Source organism: Pseudomonas sp. FW305-3-2-15-E-TSA4 (genome assembly GCF_058787295.1).
The window spans coordinates 162,341-180,782 of record NZ_JBYSZP010000008.1 but is presented as its reverse complement, the minus strand read 5'-3'; the positions used below and the strand labels follow the sequence as shown (position 1 = coordinate 180,782).

The 18,442-nt window shown below is 58.7% G+C and carries 15 protein-coding genes; 13 read left to right on the top strand and 2 right to left on the bottom strand.

Annotation, left to right across the window (positions count from 1 at the left end; genetic code table 11):
- Window positions 1-2 precede the first annotated feature (2 nt).
- Together ubiG and AC3WMV_RS13415 are read right to left on the bottom strand one after the other, a co-directional pair.
- Window positions 3-701, bottom strand: coding sequence for a bifunctional 2-polyprenyl-6-hydroxyphenol methylase/3-demethylubiquinol 3-O-methyltransferase UbiG (gene ubiG / locus AC3WMV_RS13420; RefSeq protein WP_096794918.1), 699 nt, complete (start codon window positions 699-701; stop codon window positions 3-5).
- Between the two features lie 58 nt (window positions 702-759).
- A complete protein-coding gene (locus AC3WMV_RS13415) occupies window positions 760-2,094 on the bottom strand; it encodes a TRZ/ATZ family hydrolase (RefSeq protein WP_103368359.1) in 1,335 nt (444 codons plus the stop codon).
- A 108-nt stretch (window positions 2,095-2,202) separates the two neighbouring features.
- On the opposite strand from AC3WMV_RS13415, the gene mtnA reads away from it, so the two are divergent.
- The 13 genes from mtnA (at window position 2,203) to AC3WMV_RS13350 (ending at window position 18,441) form a co-directional block, all read left to right on the top strand.
- Window positions 2,203-3,279, top strand: a complete 1,077-nt coding sequence (gene mtnA, locus AC3WMV_RS13410) for an S-methyl-5-thioribose-1-phosphate isomerase (RefSeq protein WP_096794920.1) — start codon at window positions 2,203-2,205, stop codon at window positions 3,277-3,279.
- 425 nt (window positions 3,280-3,704) lie between these two features.
- A complete protein-coding gene (gene gyrA, locus AC3WMV_RS13405) occupies window positions 3,705-6,359 on the top strand; it encodes a DNA gyrase subunit A (protein WP_103368358.1) in 2,655 nt (884 codons plus the stop codon).
- 231 nt (window positions 6,360-6,590) lie between these two features.
- Complete coding sequence (gene serC / locus AC3WMV_RS13400; protein WP_027612419.1) at window positions 6,591-7,676, top strand: 3-phosphoserine/phosphohydroxythreonine transaminase; 1,086 nt, start codon at window positions 6,591-6,593, stop codon at window positions 7,674-7,676.
- Entirely contained in the window at window positions 7,676-8,770 is a 1,095-nt protein-coding gene (pheA, locus tag AC3WMV_RS13395) for a prephenate dehydratase (RefSeq protein WP_003226907.1), read from the top strand. Before serC ends, pheA begins: the two co-directional genes overlap by 1 nt.
- A 13-nt stretch (window positions 8,771-8,783) precedes the next feature.
- Complete coding sequence (gene hisC / locus AC3WMV_RS13390; protein ID WP_103368357.1) at window positions 8,784-9,896, top strand: histidinol-phosphate transaminase; 1,113 nt, start codon at window positions 8,784-8,786, stop codon at window positions 9,894-9,896.
- A 28-nt stretch (window positions 9,897-9,924) separates the two neighbouring features.
- Complete coding sequence (locus AC3WMV_RS13385) at window positions 9,925-12,132, top strand: bifunctional prephenate dehydrogenase/3-phosphoshikimate 1-carboxyvinyltransferase (protein ID WP_256584933.1); 2,208 nt, start codon at window positions 9,925-9,927, stop codon at window positions 12,130-12,132.
- Window positions 12,129-12,818 carry a (d)CMP kinase gene (gene cmk / locus AC3WMV_RS13380; protein WP_015093983.1) on the top strand — a complete coding sequence of 230 codons (690 nt, stop codon included), beginning with the start codon at window positions 12,129-12,131 and terminating at the stop codon, window positions 12,816-12,818. The genes AC3WMV_RS13385 and cmk overlap by 4 nt, the downstream gene beginning before the upstream one ends.
- Window positions 12,819-12,937: 119 nt before the next feature.
- The gene (gene rpsA, locus AC3WMV_RS13375) at window positions 12,938-14,623 is read left to right on the top strand and encodes a 30S ribosomal protein S1 (RefSeq protein WP_027612422.1); all 1,686 of its coding nucleotides are present in this window, start codon (window positions 12,938-12,940) and stop codon (window positions 14,621-14,623) included.
- 216 nt (window positions 14,624-14,839) lie between these two features.
- Window positions 14,840-15,118: a hypothetical protein gene (locus AC3WMV_RS13370; protein WP_027612423.1), complete on the top strand. Its 279-nt coding sequence runs from the start codon at window positions 14,840-14,842 to the stop codon at window positions 15,116-15,118.
- A 152-nt stretch (window positions 15,119-15,270) separates the two neighbouring features.
- A complete protein-coding gene (gene ihfB / locus AC3WMV_RS13365) occupies window positions 15,271-15,567 on the top strand; it encodes an integration host factor subunit beta (protein WP_003189779.1) in 297 nt (98 codons plus the stop codon).
- A 30-nt stretch (window positions 15,568-15,597) separates the two neighbouring features.
- Complete coding sequence (locus AC3WMV_RS13360) at window positions 15,598-15,837, top strand: LapA family protein (protein ID WP_103368355.1); 240 nt, start codon at window positions 15,598-15,600, stop codon at window positions 15,835-15,837.
- A 280-nt stretch (window positions 15,838-16,117) separates the two neighbouring features.
- Window positions 16,118-17,038 carry a glycosyltransferase gene (locus tag AC3WMV_RS13355; RefSeq protein WP_103368354.1) on the top strand — a complete coding sequence of 307 codons (921 nt, stop codon included), beginning with the start codon at window positions 16,118-16,120 and terminating at the stop codon, window positions 17,036-17,038.
- Between the two features lie 422 nt (window positions 17,039-17,460).
- Entirely contained in the window at window positions 17,461-18,441 is a 981-nt protein-coding gene (locus AC3WMV_RS13350) for a glycosyltransferase family 2 protein (RefSeq protein WP_256584932.1), read from the top strand.
- The last annotated feature ends 1 nt before the right edge of the window (window position 18,442 follow it).

Here is an 18,442-nt window from a genome sequence, read left to right as displayed (position 1 = left end):
GCTTACTCCTCGCGCAGGGTCTGGATCATGTAGTTGACGTCAACGTCGCTGGCCAGCTTGTAGTGCTTGGTCAGCGGGTTGTAGGTCAGGCCGATGATGTCCTTGACGGTCAGGCCGGCGATGCGGCTCCAGGCGCCCAACTCGGACGGGCGGATGAATTTCTTGAAGTCGTGGGTGCCGCGCGGCAGCAGCTTCATGATGTATTCGGCGCCGATGATGGCGAACAGGTACGCCTTCGGGTTGCGGTTGATGGTCGAAAAGAACACCTGGCCGCCGGGCTTGACCATGCGGTAGCAGGCGCGGATCACCGACGACGGGTCCGGTACGTGCTCCAGCATTTCCAGGCAGGTTACGACGTCAAACTGCTCGGGCATTTCTTCAGCCAGGGCTTCGGCGGTGATCTGCCGGTATTCGACGCTGACCCCGGACTCCAGCTGATGCAGTTGCGCGACCGCCAGTGGCGCTTCGCCCATGTCGATGCCCATGACAGTGGCGCCGCGCTGGGCCATGGCTTCGCTGAGGATGCCGCCGCCGCAACCGACGTCGAGAACTTTCTTGCCGGCCAGATTGACTCGCTCGTCAATCCAGTTGACGCGCAGCGGGTTGATGTCGTGCAGCGGTTTGAACTCGCTTTCACGGTCCCACCAGCGATGGGCCAGGGCTTCGAATTTGGCGATTTCGGCGTGGTCGACGTTGCTCATGATCTATTCCTCGAAAAACTTGAAAAGGGCTGTAGCCGCGGAGTCTGCTCCGCGGTGTTTACGATTCGGTGTGGCCGCTGATGCGCTGGCCCCAGGCCCGGGCGGTAACGCCCAGCTGTTGTTCATCCAGACGGGTCAGGCGCCGGTCGTCGAGTAACTGTTTACCGGCGACCCACAGGTGTTTCACGCAGTCGCGGCCGGTGGCATAAATAAGCTGCGACACCGGGTCATAGACCGGTTGCTGAGCCAGGCCGGACAGGTCGAAAGCGACAATGTCCGCAGCCTTGCCGATCTCCAGCGAACCGACCTGCGCCTCGATGCCCAAGGCCCGTGCGCCGTTGAGCGTGGCCATGCGCAGCGCACGATGGGCGTCCAGCGCGGTGGCCGAGCCGGCGACGGCTTTGGCCAGCAGCGCGGCAGTGCGGGTTTCGCCGAGCAGGTCAAGGTCGTTGTTGCTCGCCGCGCCATCGGTGCCGACGGCGACGTTCACGCCAGCCTGCCACAGGCGCTCCACCGGGCAGAACCCGCTGGCCAGCTTCAGGTTCGATTCCGGGCAGTGGATCACGCTGGTGTTGCTTTCTACCAGCAATGCCAGATCGTCATCGCTGATCTGGGTCATGTGCACCGCCTGGAAGCGCGGGCCGAGCAGGCCGAGACGACCGAGGCGGGCCAGTGGCCGCTCGCCGCGATGCTCCAGCGATTGCTGGACTTCGAAGGCGGTCTCGTGGACGTGCATGTGGATCGACGCGTCCAGCTCTTCGGCGATCACGCGGATTTTTTCCAGGTTCTCGTCGCCCACGGTGTAGGGTGCATGGGGGCCGAAGGTGATTTTGATCCGTTCGTGATGCTTCAGATCGCCGAACAGCTCGACGCCCTGACGAATCGCCTCATCGGCGCTGCTGGCGCCGGGGATCGGGAAATCGAGGATCGGAATCGCGATCTGCGCGCGAATGCCGCTATTGTGCACGCGCTCACTGGCGACTTTCGGGAAGAAGTACATGTCCGAGAAACAGCTGATGCCGCCCTTGATCTGCTCGGCAATCGCCAAGTCAGTGCCATCACGGACGAACTCTTCATCGACCCATTTGGCTTCGGCCGGCCAGATGTGGTTTTCCAGCCAGGTCATCAGCGGCAGATCGTCGGCCAGGCCACGGAACAGGGTCATCGCCGCATGCCCGTGAGCGTTGATCAGGCCGGGGCTGAGCAGCACGTCCGGCAATTCGCGGACTTCAGTGGCGTTACACTTCAATGCTTCGGCGCGCGGGCCGATAAACACGATGCGACCGTCGCGAATGCCCAGGCCATGCTCCTTGAGCACAACGCCTGCAGGTTCGACGGGTACCAGCCAGGTCGGCAGCAATAATAAGTCGAGCGCAATGGCAGGTTTCGGCATCGAGGGTCGGTTCCAGTGCTTTTGTAAAGGATGGCGAAGTATACCCGAGCGTCTTCGCGGGGGGATCGCTATAATCGGCGGCTTTTGTTCATGAGTGCGGGGTGAGGGATGCGCGATCGACTGTTGGCTGCGGAGAAAGTAAAGGCCATCGATTGGCGAGATGGCGCGCTCCACCTGCTGGATCAGCGTATTTTGCCGTTCGAGGAAACGTGGATTGCCTACACCAGCGCTGCCGGTGTGGCTGAGGCGATTCGTTCGATGGTGGTGCGTGGCGCACCGGCCATCGGCATCAGCGCGGCCTATGGCATTGTGCTGGCGGCCCGCGCCCGCGTGGCTGAAGGCGGCGACTGGTACGCGGCGCTGGAAGAGGATTTCGCCCTGCTGGCGGATTCCCGCCCGACGGCGGTCAACCTGTTCTGGGCGTTGAATCGCATGCACGATCGGCTCGATCGTCTGAAGGACAATGCCGATCCGCTGGTGGCGCTGGAAGCCGAAGCCATTGCCATTCATGAAAGCGACCGCGAAGCCAACCTGACCATGGCCCAGCTCGGCGTCGATCTGATCCGCAAACATCAGGGCAATGCCCAGGCGATCCTGACCCACTGCAACACTGGTGCTCTGGCCACCGGTGGTTTCGGTACCGCGCTGGGGGTGATTCGTGCGGCGTACCTGGAAGGCATGGTCGAGCGGGTTTATGCCGATGAAACCCGACCATGGCTGCAGGGTTCACGCCTGACGGCCTGGGAGCTGGCGAACGAAGGCATCCCGGTGACGCTGAATGCCGACTCGGCGGCTGCGCACATCATGAAGACCAAAGGCGTGACCTGGGTGATCGTCGGCGCTGACCGCATCACTGCCAATGGCGACGTGGCGAACAAGATCGGCACCTATCAACTGGCGGTCAACGCCATGCACCACGGCGTGCGTTTCATGGTGGTGGCGCCGAGTTCGACCATCGACATGCATCTGGCCAGTGGCGACGACATTCCGATCGAGGAGCGTGACGGCGCCGAGTTGCTGGAGGTGGGTGGCAAGCGCGTGGGGGCCGATGTCGAGGCGTTCAACCCGGTGTTCGACGTGACGCCGGCGGATCTGATCGATGCGATCGTCACTGAAAAAGGCATCGTCGAGCGGCCGGATACAGCGAAAATGGCTCAGTTGATGTGCCGCAAGCGCCTGCATTGATTGGCTTTGGCGTCTGCAAGGACGCCTTCGCTGGCAAGCCAGCTCCCACAGGTTCTGTGCTCGCCGCTGACCCTGTGGGAGCTGGCTTACCAGCGATGGGGCCCTAAAAGTCAATAAACATCGCAAAACCTGACCTCAAAACTGTATTCAAAGAGGCTCTGAGCCTCTCTCGTCCCCTTTACGCCTGTCATCGGTCAACTAACTATGCTCCATGCGCATCTGGGGGATAGGTGCGTGGCGGCTCTTGTGATAACATCCGGCGTTTTCCGAGGCAGCTTCACGGAGCTGTCTTTACTGCGCAAATCCACGGTTCGATTTGTTGATTTGTCGTAAGTCGGCGCATGGCACTCAGCCTGCCCCGACGAGCTTCGTACATCCCATATGGATATGACGAAGTTTCACCAGAAAAAGGAATCAGGCTTCTCATGGGCGAACTGGCCAAAGAAATCCTCCCGGTCAATATCGAAGACGAGCTGAAACAGTCCTACCTCGACTACGCGATGAGCGTAATCGTCGGCCGTGCACTGCCGGATGCGCGCGATGGCCTCAAGCCCGTGCACCGTCGCGTACTGTTCGCGATGAGCGAGCTGGGCAACGACTTCAACAAGCCGTACAAGAAATCTGCCCGTGTTGTCGGTGACGTGATCGGTAAGTATCACCCGCACGGTGATACCGCGGTGTACGACACCATCGTCCGCATGGCTCAGCCTTTCTCCCTGCGCTACCTGCTGGTTGACGGTCAGGGCAACTTCGGTTCGGTGGACGGCGACAACGCCGCGGCCATGCGATACACCGAAGTGCGCATGACCAAGCTGGCGCACGAGCTGCTGGCTGACCTGCATAAAGAAACCGTGGACTGGGTGCCGAACTACGACGGCACCGAAATGATCCCGGCGGTGATGCCGACGCGCATCCCCAACCTGCTGGTCAACGGTTCCAGCGGTATCGCCGTGGGCATGGCAACCAACATTCCGCCGCACAACCTCGGTGAAGTCATCGACGGTTGCCTGGCCCTCATCGACAATCCCGAGCTGACCGTCGATGAGCTGATGCAATACATCCCTGGTCCGGACTTCCCGACGGCCGCGATCATCAACGGTCGTGCCGGCATCATCGAAGCCTACCGCACCGGTCGCGGCCGCATTTACATGCGTGCCCGTTCGATCATCGAAGACATCGACAAGGTCGGTGGCCGTCAGCAGATCGTCATTACCGAACTCCCGTATCAGCTGAACAAGGCGCGTCTGATCGAGAAGATCGCCGAGCTGGTCAAAGAGAAGAAGCTTGAAGGCATCACCGAGCTGCGCGACGAGTCCGACAAGGACGGTATGCGCGTCGTGATCGAACTGCGTCGCGGCGAAGTGCCTGAGGTGATCCTCAACAACCTCTACGCCCAGACCCAGCTGCAATCGGTATTCGGCATCAACATCGTCGCGCTGATCGACGGCCGTCCGCGCATCCTGAACCTCAAGGATCTGCTGGAAGCCTTCGTCCGTCACCGTCGCGAAGTGGTCACCCGTCGTACCGTATTCGAACTGCGCAAGGCCCGCGAGCGTGGTCATATCCTCGAAGGTCAGGCCGTTGCCCTGTCGAACATCGACCCGGTGATCGCCCTGATCAAGGCGTCGCCGACCCCGTCGGAAGCCAAGGAAGCGCTGGTCAGCACCCCTTGGGAATCCAGCGCCGTAGTCGCGATGGTTGAACGTGCCGGCGCCGATTCGTGCCGTCCGGAGAACCTCGATCCGCAGTACGGTCTGCGTGAAGGCAAGTACTTCCTGTCGCCAGAGCAGGCGCAAGCCATTCTGGAACTGCGTCTGCACCGTCTGACCGGTCTGGAGCACGAGAAGCTGCTGGCCGAGTATCAAGAGATCCTCAACCAGATCGGCGAGCTGATCCGCATCCTCAACAGCGCCGTGCGCCTGATGGAAGTGATCCGCGAAGAGCTGGAAGTGATCCGCGCCGAATACGGCGACGTGCGTCGCACCGAGATTCTCGATGCGCGTCTCGACCTGACCCTGGGCGACATGATCCCGGAAGAAGAGCGCGTCGTGACCATCTCCCACGGTGGCTACGCCAAGACTCAGCCGCTGGCTGCGTACCAGGCTCAGCGCCGTGGCGGCAAAGGCAAATCGGCGACCGGCGTCAAGGATGAGGACTACATCGCTCACCTGCTGGTAGCCAACAGTCACACCACGCTGCTGCTGTTCTCCAGCAAAGGCAAGGTGTACTGGCTGAAGACTTACGAAATTCCGGAAGCGTCCCGTGCCGCCCGTGGTCGCCCGCTGGTCAACCTGCTGCCGCTGGATGATGGTGAATACATCACCACCATGCTGCCGGTCGAGGAATACACCGAAGGTCACTACATCTTCATGGCGACCGCCAACGGCACCGTGAAGAAGACCCCGCTGGAATCCTTCAGCCGTCAGCGCAGCGTCGGTCTGATCGCGCTGGAGCTGGACGAAGGCGATGTGCTGATCTCTGCGGCCATCACCGATGGCGAGCGCGAAGTGATGCTGTTCTCCGACGGCGGCAAAGTCACGCGCTTCAAAGAGTCTGACGTGCGTGCCATGGGCCGTACCGCACGTGGTGTGCGCGGCATGCGTCTGCCGGAAGGGCAGAAGCTGATTTCGATGCTGATCCCGGAAGAAGGCAGCCAGATCCTCACCGCTTCCGAGCGTGGTTATGGCAAGCGCACCGCGATCACCGAGTTCCCTGAGTACAAGCGTGGCGGCCAGGGCGTGATCGCCATGGTCAGCAACGAGCGTAACGGCCGACTGGTCGGTGCGGTTCAGGTGCTCGACGGCGAAGAAATCATGCTGATCTCCGATCAGGGCACTCTGGTGCGCACCCGTGTCGACGAAGTGTCGAGCCTGGGCCGTAACACCCAGGGCGTGACCCTGATCAAACTGGCCAAGGATGAAACCCTGGTCGGTCTGGAGCGGGTTCAGGAGCCGTCGGAAGTCGAAGGCGATGAGCTTGAAGGTGAAGAGGGTGCCGGGTTCGAGGGGGATGTCGTGATCGACGACGTTGCCGAGGACCAGCAACTCGACGCCGCAGCTGACGAAGAGTCGCAGGAATAAGCGGACAAGCGAGGGGGCGGATGAAAATTCGCCCCCTTGTTATTTGTCCGGTATGAAATTTCGACATCATGGAGATCCCCTGTGGGAGCGAGCCTGCTCGCGAATGCAGGCGCTGCGGTACCTCTGACCCACCGCGGTGATGCATTCGCGAGCAGGCTCGCTCCCACAGGGCTGTGTTGATCGGTAGTGTGATTTATTGCGTGATACCACCAAATCAGAGCGAGATTGGATGTGAGCAAGCGAGCCTATAACTTCTGTGCCGGTCCTGCGGCGCTTCCTGAAGCTGTCCTGCAACGTGCCCAGGGTGAACTCCTTGATTGGCATGGCAAGGGTCTGTCGGTCATGGAAATGAGCCATCGCAGCGATGAGTTCGTGTCCATTGCCACCCAGGCCGAGCAGGACCTGCGTGACCTGCTGAATATCCCGTCGAACTATAAAGTGCTGTTCCTGCAGGGTGGCGCCAGCCAGCAGTTTGCGCAGATTCCGCTGAACCTGTTGCCTGAAGGCGGCAGTGCCGACTATATCGACACCGGTATCTGGTCGCAGAAAGCCATCGAAGAAGCCTCGCGCTACGGCCACGTCAACGTTGCCGCCACCGCCAAGCCTTACGACTATTTCGCCATTCCGGGCCAGAACGAGTGGAATCTGTCGAAAGACGCCGCTTACGTTCACTACGCGCCGAACGAAACCATCGGCGGTCTGGAATTCCAGTGGATCCCGGAAACCGGTGATGTGCCGCTGGTCGCCGATATGTCCTCGGACATCCTCTCGCGTCCGGTCGACATCTCGCGTTTCGGCATGATCTACGCCGGCGCACAGAAGAACATCGGCCCGAGCGGTATTGTCGTCAACATCATCCGCGAAGACCTGCTGGGCAAGGCGCGTTCGCTGTGCCCGACCATGCTCAACTACAAGGTCGCGGCCGATAACGGCTCGATGTACAACACCCCGCCGACCCTGGCCTGGTACCTGTCCGGCCTGGTGTTCCAGTGGCTGAAAGAGCAGGGCGGCGTCGAAGCGATCGCCAAGCTCAATGACGTCAAGCAGCGCACGCTGTACGACTTCATCGACGCCAGCGGCCTCTATAGCAACCCGATCAACAAGTCGGACCGCTCGTGGATGAACGTGCCATTCCGTCTGGCTGACGATCGCCTGGACAAGCCGTTCCTCGCCGGTGCCGACGAGCGCGGCCTGCTCAACCTCAAGGGCCACCGCTCCGTGGGCGGCATGCGCGCCTCCATCTACAACGCCGTCGACATCAACGCCGTCAACGCGCTGGTGGCGTACATGGCTGAATTCGAGAAGGAACACGGCTGATGTCCGAGCAAGAACTCAAGGCACTGCGCGTTCGCATTGACGCTCTGGACAGCAAGGTCCTCGAGCTGATCAGCGAACGCGCCCGCTGCGCCCAGGAAGTTGCGCGAGTAAAGATGGCCTCGCTGGCCGAAGGCGAAGTGCCGGTGTTCTATCGTCCCGAGCGTGAGGCTCAGGTGCTCAAGCGGGTGATGGAGCGCAATCAGGGGCCGTTGGGTAACGAAGAGATGGCGCGGTTGTTCCGCGAAATCATGTCTTCGTGCCTGGCGCTCGAGCAGCCGCTAAAAGTGGCTTACCTCGGCCCTGAGGGCACCTTCACCCAGGCGGCGGCCATGAAGCACTTCGGTCACGCGGTGATCAGCAAGCCGATGGCGGCAATCGACGAAGTGTTCCGTGAAGTGGCGGCGGGTGCGGTGAACTTTGGCGTGGTGCCGGTGGAAAACTCCACCGAAGGCGCGGTCAATCACACCCTCGACAGCTTCCTCGAGCACGACATGGTGATCTGTGGCGAAGTCGAGCTGCGCATTCACCATCACCTGTTGGTTGGTGAAAACACCAAGACCGACAGCATCAGCCGCATCTACTCCCACGCGCAGTCGCTGGCCCAGTGCCGCAAGTGGCTGGACGCGCATTACCCGAATGTCGAGCGTGTGGCGGTGTCGAGCAACGCTGAAGCGGCGAAGCGGGTCAAGGGTGAGTGGAATTCGGCGGCGATTGCCGGTGACATGGCCGCAGGCTTGTACGGCCTGACACGTCTGGCCGAGAAGATCGAAGACCGTCCGGACAACTCGACGCGCTTCCTGATGATCGGTAACCAGGAAGTGCCGCCGACCGGCGACGACAAGACTTCGATCATCGTCTCGATGAGCAACAAGCCTGGCGCGCTTCACGAGCTGCTGGTGCCGTTCCATGACAACGGGATCGACCTGACCCGGATCGAAACCCGTCCGTCGCGCAGCGGCAAATGGACCTACGTGTTCTTCATCGACTTCGTCGGCCATCACCGTGATCCGCTGATCAAAGGTGTGCTGGAAAAGATCAGTCAGGAAGCAGTAGCACTCAAAGTGCTGGGTTCCTACCCGAAAGCAGTTCTCTAAGGGGCGGTAGCAAATGAGTGGCAACTTCCTCGCTCTGGCACAGCCGGGCGTGCAACAACTTTCGCCGTACGTTCCGGGCAAGCCTGTGGACGAACTGGCGCGCGAGCTGGATCTGGATCCGGCGAAAATCGTCAAACTGGCAAGCAACGAAAATCCGCTGGGCGCCAGTCCGAAAGCCTTGGCGGCGATCCGCGAAGAACTGGCCGAGCTGACCCGCTATCCGGACGGCAACGGCTTCGCGCTGAAATCGCTGTTGGCCGAGCGGTGCCGCGTCGAGCTGAACCAGGTGACCCTGGGCAACGGCTCCAACGATATTCTTGAGCTGGTGGCGCGCGCCTATCTGGCGCCGGGCCTGAACGCCGTGTTCAGCGAGCATGCGTTCGCCGTCTACCCGATCGCCACCCAGGCTGTCGGTGCGCAGGCCAAAGTGGTTCCGGCCAAAGACTGGGGGCATGACCTGTCTGCGATGCTTGCGGCCATCGACGCCAACACCCGCGTGGTATTCATCGCCAATCCGAACAACCCGACCGGTACCTGGTTCGGCGCCGAAGCGCTGGACGAGTTCCTGCAGGACGTGCCGGAGCACGTCCTGGTGGTGCTGGACGAGGCGTACATCGAATACGCCGAAGGCAGTGATCTGCCGGACGGTCTGGACTTCCTCGCGGCGTACCCGAATCTGCTGGTATCGCGCACGTTCTCCAAGGCCTACGGTCTGGCGGCGCTGCGCGTCGGTTATGGCCTGTCCACTGCGGTAGTAGCGGACGTGCTGAACCGCGTGCGCCAGCCGTTCAACGTCAACAGCCTGGCCCTGGCCGCGGCCTGTGCGGCGCTGAAAGACGAAGAGTATCTGGCGCAAAGCCGTCAGCTCAACGAATCCGGCATGCAGCAGTTGCAGGCGGGGTTCCGTGAGTTGGGTCTGAGCTGGATCGAGTCCAAAGGCAACTTCATCTGCGTCGATCTCGGTCAGGTAGCCGCGCCGATTTTCCAGGGGCTGCTGCGTGAAGGCGTGATTGTGCGTCCGGTGGCCAATTACGGGATGCCGAACCACCTGCGGGTGACCATCGGTCTGCCGGCGGAAAACAGCCGCTTCCTCGAAGCGCTGCGTAAGGTTCTGGCTCGTGGGTGATGTCACTGCTCTGCAATCTGCTGCACCTATGATCGGTCGCCTTGTAGTGGTCGGTCTGGGCTTGATCGGTGGTTCGTTTGCCAAAGGCTTGCGTGAAAGCGGTCTCTGCCGCGAGGTGGTCGGGGTCGATCTCGACCCGCAATCGCGCAAGCTGGCGGTCGAGTTGGGTGTGGTGGACCGTTGCGAAGAAGACCTGATCGCTGCGTGTCAGGGTGCCGACGTGATTCAACTGGCAGTGCCGATTCTGGCTATGGAGAAGGTGCTCGCGCGTCTGGCGAGTGTTGATCTGGGCCAGGCGATTCTGACCGATGTCGGCAGCGCCAAGGGCAATGTGGTGCGCGCGGCGACCGAGGCGTTCGGTGGTATGCCGGCGCGCTTCGTGCCGGGCCATCCAATTGCCGGCTCCGAGCAGAGCGGGGTGGAAGCTTCCAACTCTGAGCTGTTCCGTCGGCACAAGGTGATTTTGACGCCGCTCGAGCAGACCGACCCGGCCGCACTGGCGGTGGTTGATCGCTTGTGGCGCGAACTGGGTGCCGACGTCGAGCACATGCAGGTCGAGCGCCACGATGAAGTGTTGGCCGCGACCAGTCATCTGCCGCACCTGCTGGCCTTCGGTCTGGTCGACTCGTTGGCCAAACGCAATGAAAACCTTGAGATCTTCCGTTACGCTGCGGGCGGTTTCCGCGATTTCACAAGAATCGCCGGAAGCGACCCGGTGATGTGGCACGACATCTTCCTCGCCAACCGCGAGGCTGTCCTGCGCACACTCGATACATTTCGCAGCGACCTCGACGCCTTGCGCGACGCGGTCGATGCAGGGGATGGGCACCAATTGTTGGGCGTCTTCACGCGCGCCCGGGTTGCCCGCGAGCATTTCAGTAAAATCCTGGCCCGCAGGGCCTATGTGGACGCTATGAATTCCAACGATCTGATTTTCCTGGCTCAACCTGGTGGCCGCCTGTCCGGTCGGATTCGCGTACCAGGTGACAAATCGATTTCCCACCGCTCGATCATGCTCGGCTCGCTGGCCGAAGGCGTGACCGAGGTTGAAGGTTTCCTCGAGGGCGAAGATGCCCTGGCGACCTTGCAGGCATTTCGCGACATGGGCGTGGTCATCGAAGGCCCGCACCACGGTCGTGTGACCATTCACGGCGTCGGCCTGCACGGTCTGAAGCCTGCGCCGGGTCCGATCTATCTGGGCAACTCCGGCACCTCGATGCGCCTGTTGTCCGGCCTGCTGGCGGCGCAGAACTTCGACAGCACACTGACCGGCGATGCGTCGCTGTCCAAGCGTCCGATGAATCGTGTGGCCAATCCGCTGCGTGAAATGGGCGCCGTGATCGAAACCGCTGCCGAAGGTCGTCCGCCGATGACCATTCGTGGCGGGCACAAGCTCAAAGGTCTGACCTACACCATGCCGATGGCCAGTGCTCAGGTGAAGTCCTGCCTGCTGCTGGCGGGTCTGTACGCGGAAGGCAAGACCACCGTGACCGAGCCGGCGCCGACTCGTGACCATACCGAACGCATGCTGCGTGGTTTCGGCTACCCGGTGAGCGTCGATGGCGCCACCGCGTCGGTCGAGTCTGGCGGCAAGCTGACGGCGACCCATATTGAAGTGCCGGGCGACATCTCGTCGTCGGCGTTCTTCCTGGTGGCGGCGTCAATCGCCGAAGGTTCCGAGCTGGTGCTGGAGCACGTTGGCATCAACCCGACCCGTACCGGCGTCATCGACATTCTGCGTCTGATGGGCGCGGACATCACTCTGGAAAACCAGCGTGAAGTTGGCGGCGAGCCAGTGGCTGACCTGCGCGTGCGCGCTGCTAAACTCAAGGGTATCGAGATTCCGGAAGCGTTGGTGCCACTGGCCATCGACGAATTCCCGGTGCTGTTCGTGGCGGCGGCGTGTGCCGAAGGTCGTACCGTGCTGACCGGTGCCGAAGAGCTGCGGGTCAAGGAATCGGATCGCATTCAAGTCATGGCGGACGGCTTGCTGGCGCTGGGCGTCAAGTGCCAGCCGACTCCGGACGGCATCATCATTGATGGCGGCCAGATCGGTGGCGGGGAAGTGCATGGTCACGGTGATCACCGTATCGCCATGGCTTTCAGCGTCGCTTCGCTGCGCGCCACTGCACCGATCCGCATCCATGATTGCGCCAACGTCGCGACGTCATTCCCGAACTTCCTCGCGCTGTGCGCGCAGGTCGGCATTCGCGTGGCTCAAGAGGCTCAGTCGTGAAAAACATTGCACCGGTCATCACCATCGATGGGCCAAGCGGTTCGGGCAAGGGCACGGTCGCCGGGATCCTGGCCAAGCGTCTGGGCTGGAATCTGCTGGATTCCGGTGCGCTGTATCGCCTGCTGGCGTTCGCTGCGCACAACCATGGTGTCGACCTGACCAATGAAGAGCTGCTGAAGAAACTGGCCGCTCATCTGGATGTGCAGTTCATCGCGGCGACCGACGGTCAACTGCAGCGCATCATTCTGGAAGGCGATGAAGTCAGCGACGTCATCCGTACTGAAAGCGTCGGCTCCGGCGCTTCTCAGGTGGCCGCATTGCCGGCGGTACGCGAGGCGCTGCTGCAGCGCCAGCGTGCTTTCCAGGAAGCGCCGGGCCTGGTGGCCGACGGTCGCGACATGGGCACAGTGGTTTTTCCGGATGCGCCGCTGAAGATTTTCCTCACTGCCAGTGCCGAGGAACGGGCGCGCCGCCGATATTTGCAGTTGAAGGGCAAAGTCGAGGGTGTTAGTCTGTCGAGTCTGCTAGATGAGATCCGTGCACGCGACGAGCGTGATACCCAGCGCGCAGTAGCCCCGCTCAAGCCGGCGGCTGATGCGATACAGCTGGATTCCACGGAGTTGTCCATCGATCAGGTGCTTGAACGCATCATGAGCGAGATCGCCATTCGCGATATCGCCGGGTGACCAAGAAGGCCGCAGGGGACCAGTCATAGTCCTGCAGCGCTTCTTTTAAATGAAACTAACCCACACCGTCTGGGGTGTGGAGATGGGCGTATTCTTCGCCCTCATCTACAGGAATTAAAATGAGCGAAAGCTTTGCGGAACTCTTTGAAGAAAGCCTAAAGACCCTGAACCTTCAGGCAGGCTCCATCATCACCGGTGTTATCGTTGATATCGATTACCAGGCTCGCTGGGTAACCGTTCACGCTGGCCTGAAGTCTGAAGCACTCATCCCGCTGGAACAGTTCTACAACGACGCTGGCGACCTGACTATCAATGTCGGTGACGAAGTTCACGTTGCTCTGGACTCGGTTGAAGACGGTTTCGGTGAAACCAAGCTGTCCCGTGAAAAAGCCAAGCGCGCTGAATGCTGGATCGTTCTGGAAGCAGCCTTCGCAGCTGAGGAAGTGGTCAAGGGCGTTATCAACGGTAAGGTTAAAGGCGGCTTCACTGTCGACGTTAACGGCATCCGTGCGTTCCTGCCAGGTTCCCTGGTTGACGTCCGTCCAGTGCGCGACACCACGCACCTGGAAGGCAAAGAGCTGGAATTCAAGGTCATCAAGCTGGACCAGAAGCGCAACAACGTTGTCGTTTCCCGTCGCAGCGTCCTGGAAGCCGAGAACTCCGCCGAGCGTGAAGCTCTGCTGGAATCCCTGCAGGAAGGCCAGCAAGTCAAAGGTATCGTCAAAAACCTCACCGATTACGGCGCATTCGTCGATCTGGGTGGCGTGGACGGCCTGCTGCACATCACCGACATGGCGTGGAAGCGTATCAAGCATCCTTCCGAAATCGTCAACGTTGGTGACGAAATCGACGTCAAGGTTCTGAAATACGATCGCGAACGCAACCGTGTTTCCCTGGGCCTGAAGCAACTGGGCGAAGATCCATGGGTTGCTATCAAAGCCCGTTACCCAGAAGGCACTCGCGTTACCGCTCGTGTAACCAACCTGACCGACTACGGCTGCTTCGCTGAGTTGGAAGAAGGCGTTGAAGGTCTGGTACACGTTTCGGAAATGGACTGGACCAACAAGAACATCCACCCTTCGAAAGTCGTACAAGTCGGCGACGAAGTGGAAGTCATGGTTCTGGACATCGACGAAGAGCGTCGTCGTATCTCCCTGGGCATCAAGCAGTGCAAGTCGAACCCGTGGGAAGACTTCTCTGGCCAGTTCAACAAGGGCGACAAGATCTCCGGCACCATCAAGTCGATCACCGATTTCGGTATCTTCATTGGTCTGGACGGCGGCATCGACGGTCTGGTTCACCTGTCCGACATCTCCTGGAACGAAGTGGGCGAAGAAGCCGTACGTCGTTTCAAGAAGGGCGACGAGCTGGACACCGTCATCCTGTCGGTTGACCCAGAGCGCGAGCGCATCTCTCTGGGCATCAAGCAACTGGAAAGCGATCCGTTCTCCGAGTACGTCTCGGTTAACGACAAGGGCGCTATCGTGACCGGTACCGTGAAAGAAGTTGACGCCAAAGGCGCCATCATCGTTCTGGCCGACGACATCGAAGCAACCCTGAAAGCCTCTGAAATCAGCCGTGACCGCGTTGAAGACGCGCGCAACGTTCTGAAAGAAGGCCAGGAAGTTGAAGCCAAGATCATCAGCGTTGACCGCAAGAGCCGCGTAATCCAGCTCTCGATCAAGTCGAAAGACGATGCTGAAGAGAAAGAAGCCATCCAGAGCCTGAAAGCAGCTCCGGAAGGTGAAGCAGCTGACACCACTATGGCGGCACTGCTGCGTCAAGCAATGGCCAAACAGAACTAAGTTCTGCTTGATCATGAAAAAGGGCGACTTCGGTCGCCCTTTTTTGTGCCTGCGATTTGGTGGCGGTGCGCGCCGCGGTTTGCGTGTATCGAGGCTACGGTGAAACCAATCACTTCAGCGGGTTGTCTGTTTCTTTAATCGGATCAATCGCCTATTCGCGACTAAGCTGGGTATTAGTCGTGCAGTAGTCGGGCGTTGCCTGGCATAAGGAAGTGGATGAACAGATTTATTGTCTTGATTGCGGTGTTGGTACTGGCTGGCTGCACCACAAGTGCCAAAACGCATGCTGTGCGTGGCGTCAGCGGTATCGAGATCGACTGCTCTGGTCTGGGTTCGGGGTGGGAGAAATGCCAAAAGCGCGCAGCGAAGGAGTGCAAGGGCGCGGGTTACAGGGTAATCACCCGATCTGATCAGGCCAAGGATGAAGATGAATATCCGTTTGGCTTCAATCCCGCAGGCTACGTCACTCGAACCATGCTGGTCATGTGCCGTTGAGTGTGTGCTGCTTCGGCTTGTGCTTTTGTGCACTGAAAACAGGCGTTTCGGCGCCAAGGAAGATATGTCAATCCCTGGGCTGTTCAAAATCTTCCGGGCGTGCTAAAACCTTTCAAGCGCTGATCTAGCTGCTTGAAAAAGAAGGGAAAAATATGACGAAGTCGGAGTTGATCGAACGAATTGTCACCCATCAAGGGCTACTCTCATCCAAGGATGTGGAGCTGGCCATCAAGACCATGCTTGAACAAATGTCCCAATGTCTGGCCACTGGTGATCGCATCGAGATCCGTGGGTTTGGCAGCTTCTCCCTGCACTATCGTGCGCCGCGCGTCGGGCGCAATCCAAAGACTGGTCAGTCGGTTAGTCTCGACGGCAAATTCGTTCCGCATTTCAAGCCGGGCAAGGAGCTGCGTGACCGGGTGAATGAGGAAGAGGAGGAAGGCGTTTGATCCGCGCTACTAATTATCAAGGGGGCGTAGGTGCGTAATCTCAAACGTATATTTTTTGGTGTTTTCGTTCTTTTGTTGGTGCTGGTGATCCTGGCTTTCGTGCTGGAAAATCAGCAGTCAGTGTCGTTGTTGTTTCTCGGATGGTCTGTGCCTCAGCTGCCCATCTCCCTCGTTGTGATCGCGGCATTGCTGATTGGAATGCTTGTGGGGCCGATGCTCGCCTGGTTTCTGGGGCGTTTTGCTAAGCGTGCGCGCAAGCGTTTTGTTTAAGTTGTGACAATGCACCTAGGGCTGGCTAGGCTTAAGGTGTGAATGGTTGCTTAACGGTTGAAGCGCTCCTCCGGGTTGATTTTTAGTGGTCATGATCTCCCGCTGCGATGACTCCGTTTTCGATCAGCTGCAAGTCAGCGTTTTACGTTCTTCTATGCTAGCGGTATTGAAGCTCGCTGGTGTGTATACGCTATGCGCATTTAAATCTTCGGAAAGTTTCAGTGCGGGCTTGTTGTCTGAGGTTTTCAGTTTTCAAGTTTAACGTTACAAGTGGGATGGCATGTCAGGGAAAATACCAAAAGTTGCGGTCTTGTTGGCCGCTTACAATGGCATGCAGTGGATTGAAGAGCAAATTGCTTCGATTTTTGCTCAGTCCGGGGTGGATGTTAGCGTATATATTAGTATCGATCCTTCCACTGATGGCACGGAAGCTTGGTGTGCGGCGCTGGCAACGAGAGTGTCGAATGTCATTGTACTGCCCGATGCCGGAAAGTTTGGTGGTGCGTCGCGCAACTTTTTTCGACTGATTCGTGATGTTGAATTCGACGGGTTTGATTTTGTTGCTTTTGCTGATCAGGATGATATCTGGTGCGTTGATAAGTTGCAGCGCGCTGTGGTCGGCCTCGGGCGGCAGGAGGTTGATGCATATTCCAGTAATGTCACTGCTTTCTGGTTAGATGGTAAGACGCGTTTGTTGGATAAAGCTCAGTCTCAAGTTAAATGGGATTATCTGTTTGAGGCGGCTGGTCCGGGCTGTACTTATGTCTTTAGCAGCAGGTTGTCGCAGTCCATTAAATCTTCGGTGCTTGCGAATTGGGAAGCTTTACAGGGCGTGAGTCTGCATGATTGGTTTTTCTACGCATACGCACGGAGTCATGGATATCGTTGGTATATCGATCCAGTGCCTTCTATGCTGTATCGGCAGCACGATCGTAATCAAGTAGGTGCCAATACGGGGCTTCGGTCTTTAATTTCTCGATACAAAACTATTCATGATGGTTGGTGGTTCAGTCAGGTGCAACTCATTGCTCGACTAACGGGGCAGGAGTTTGATCCTTTTGTAGCGAGTTGGCTCCCATTGCATGGTTTGCAAATGCTCAGGCTATCGTTCAGTGCGTGGAGTTGCCGGCGTCGGATGCGCGATAAAGTATTATTCTTTTTTGTTTGCTGGCTAAAAATGCTGGTAAAAAATAAAGGCTGAAAGTCTAAAAAATAATTATGAGTTCAGTGATCGCCTCCCGGGTGATCCGTGGTGGTTTCATCATGCGGTGTACAAGGCGCAGATGATGCATACCTCCGCATCCTTGCGGCCTGTCCATTTCGCCATCCCTTAAAGCTGTCAGATTCTCAGGTCGGGAGGCAGGATTTTTTTTGTCAGCATGGCGTGCGGGGTGGGGCGATACGGCTCGTTTCGGTCAGACTGCATTCGTTTTCGCAAGCACTGCAGAGTGAGGGCGAGGCAAGCGCTGATGGTGGTGGCTGTCGTCGCTTTTTTAAGTGTGCGTTGCATCAATTGATGTAGAATGTAGCATTGCTTGCTAAGAACAAAAGCAAATACTGATTGGCTTTTTTATAAGTGATGGCGCTCTTTGCGGGGCGACGGTTCGTGCAAAGAGGGATTTTGTGACGGTTTCCAGCCAGAGTTTTGGTACAGATAATGCCGCCCAGGTAGCTGGCGAGCGTCTTGCGGACGTCGCAATTCTTATGTGTACATACAACGGCGCATCATTTCTCGCTGAGCAACTCGACTCGCTCGAGCGTCAGACGTATCGCAATTGGAAACTATATGTTTCCGACGATGGTTCTCAGGACGCGACACTGGCAATCCTGAAAGCATTTCAAGTCAAGGTGGGCGCAGAGCGCGTCCACATTGCGACAGGCCCCAAAAGAGGGTTTGTAGCCAATTTCCTGTCTCTCGCCTGCCGAGCGGATATCGATGCGGACTTCTTTGCCTGGTCTGATCAAGACGACATCTGGAAGGATTTCAAACTCCAGAAGGCACTTGATTGGCTGCAGGGTATCCCCGGTGATGTCCCTGCGTTGTACTGTGGTCGCACAGAGCTGATCGGTGAAACAGGTGATTCGTTTGGGTATTCGCCCCGGTTTAGCCTTCCACCACGTTTCTCGAACGCTCTCGTTCAAAGCATTGGTGGCGGTAACACCATGGTATTCAATAGGGCGGCCCAAAAGCTTTTGCTTGAGGCAGGCTATGACGTGGATATTCCATGTCACGATTGGTGGGCTTATTTGCTTGTTTCCGGGGCGGGGGGCGAGGTTCATTACGATCCTGAACCGGCGTTGTTGTATCGCCAGCACGACGAAAACCTGATTGGTGGAAACTCCGGTTGGTCTGCGCGTCTCAAGCGCATACCGCTGATTTACCAGGGCCGGTTCAGCAAGTGGAATGATCAGATCATCAAAGCGCTCGAAGCAATGCATCATCGTCTGAGCCCTGAGCACCAGGTGACGTTGGATCGCTTCAAAAAAGCACGCAAGCAGAAACTCTTCTCAAGAATCCTGGGATTCCAGCGGGCTGGTATCTACCGGCAGACACTGCTTGGAAACCTGGGGCTTATTCTCGTAGTTCTACTGAAAAAGATCTAAA